2 protein-coding genes are annotated in these 1,807 nt (G+C 60.2%); both read left to right on the top strand.

Annotated elements, in window-relative coordinates; genetic code table 11:
* On the top strand, positions 1-1,225 hold a 1,225-nt coding region (locus A3764_RS23290), incomplete at its 5' end, for an aromatic ring-hydroxylating oxygenase subunit alpha (RefSeq protein ID WP_201722511.1).
* A complete protein-coding gene (locus A3764_RS23285) occupies positions 1,222-1,707 on the top strand; it encodes an aromatic-ring-hydroxylating dioxygenase subunit beta (RefSeq protein WP_067925943.1) in 486 nt (161 codons plus the stop codon). The genes A3764_RS23290 and A3764_RS23285, both read left to right, overlap by 4 nt.
* The last annotated feature ends 100 nt before the right edge of the window (positions 1,708-1,807 follow it).

The following is a 1,807-nucleotide window of genomic DNA, read 5'->3' as shown; positions in this document are numbered from 1 at the left end:
GGCGAAGGAAGATGAGGGTTTCCATGTCCCTTACTGGGTGTTCCAGCGCGAAGACGTTCTGGAGATGGAAAATGAGCGCCTGTTCCAGGGGGAAACCTGGAACTACATGTGTCTTGAAGCCGAACTTCAGTCGCCCGGCGATTTCGTCGCGGTCCATGTGGGGGAAACCCCGGTCATCGTGACCCGCGACCATGACGGCGAGATTTATGCGTTCGAGAACCGCTGCTCGCATCGCGGCTCGCTTCTGGCGCTGGAAGATCGCGGCAACGTCAAGGATTTCACCTGCGTCTATCATGCCTGGACCCACAGCCTGCAAGGTGACCTAGTCGGGATCGCCTTCAAGGACGGGATCGGCGGCAAAGGCGGGATGGAGAAGGATTTCTGCATGAACTCCGTTGGCCCTCGCAAGCTGCGCGTGGCCAATGTCGAAGGGCTGATCTTCGGCAGCTTCGACGAGGACGTGGACGATATCGAGGATTACCTGGGCGATGAGGTTCTTGGCCGCATCCGCCGCGTGCTGGAAGGCCGCAAGATGGTGGCTCTGGGCCGGTTCACGCAGGTGCTTCCCAACAACTGGAAGCTCTATGTTGAGAACACCAAGGACAGCTATCACGCCAGCATCCTGCACACCTTCTTCACGACCTTCGAGCTGAACCGGCTGTCGCAGAAGGGCGGAATCATTGTCAGCCCGAATGGCGGCTGCCATGTGAGCTATTCCGAGATCGACCAGGTCGCGGAAGCCGAGAAGGCGAAGAACACGATCTATTCGGACCAGAAGATCCGGTCGCAATCGGACCTGCAACTGGCCGACAAGTCGCTGCTGGCGAGCTTCAAGGAATTCGACGACGACATCACCCTGCAGATCCTCACGGTCTTTCCGGGCTTCGTCCTTCAACAGATCCAGAACTCGATCGCAGTGCGTCAGGTCCTGCCGAAAGGCACCGACGAGATGCATCTCAAATGGACCTATATCGGGTTCGAGGATGACACGACCGAACAGCGCCGCGCGCGTCTGAAACTGTCGAACCTGATCGGGCCGGGCGGGTATGTGTCGATGGAAGACGGCTGTATCGGCGGCTTCGTGCGCCGCGGCACCAAGGGCGCGTCGGACAACAATGCCGTGCTCGAAATGGGCGGGCGCAGCATCGAAGGCGGCGACGACCGCATTACGGAAGCCTCGATCCGGGGGTTCTGGGCAGAATACAGAATGAGGATGGGGCTATGAACATTCACGTACGGCAGGCCGAGGTTTCGGCCCTGATCAGCGCCGCGCAGGCCCGCTATGTCCGCGAGATCGACGATGGCGATTGCACCGCATGGCCCAACTTCTTCGTGGATGATTGCTTCTACACGATCACCAGCGCGGACAACTACGCGCAGAACCTTGAGGCGGGTCTTGTCTGGCTCGACAGCAAGGACATGCTGCGAGACCGTATCCTGTCGCTACTGGAGGCCAACGTCTATGAGCGCCACTCCTACCGGCACATGATCGGGCAGCCCTTCGTGGACGAGCTGGAAGGCGGCGAAGTGGATTCGGAAACTTCGTTTATGGTGGCCCGGATCACCCGCGAGGGGCCGACCGATCTTTTTGCCACCGGGCGCTATATCGACCGCTACCGGATCGTCGGTGACGAGGCCAAGATCGTGTCGCGCACTGTGGTGCTGGACAGCAACCAGATCGACACGCTGCTCGGTTTCCCGCTGTAATGACGGCGCAAAAGGAAAGAGTGCTGATCACCGTTGGCGATGCCAACGGGATCGGCCCGGAAGTCGCGGCCAAGGCCGCTATCGCGCTGGCCGACGATCC

This window comes from Sulfitobacter sp. HI0129, assembly GCF_001635395.1.
GTDB lineage: Bacteria > Pseudomonadota > Alphaproteobacteria > Rhodobacterales > Rhodobacteraceae > Sulfitobacter.
The sequence above is the reverse complement of the archived record's forward strand: the minus strand, read 5'-3'. Positions and strand labels throughout refer to the sequence as shown.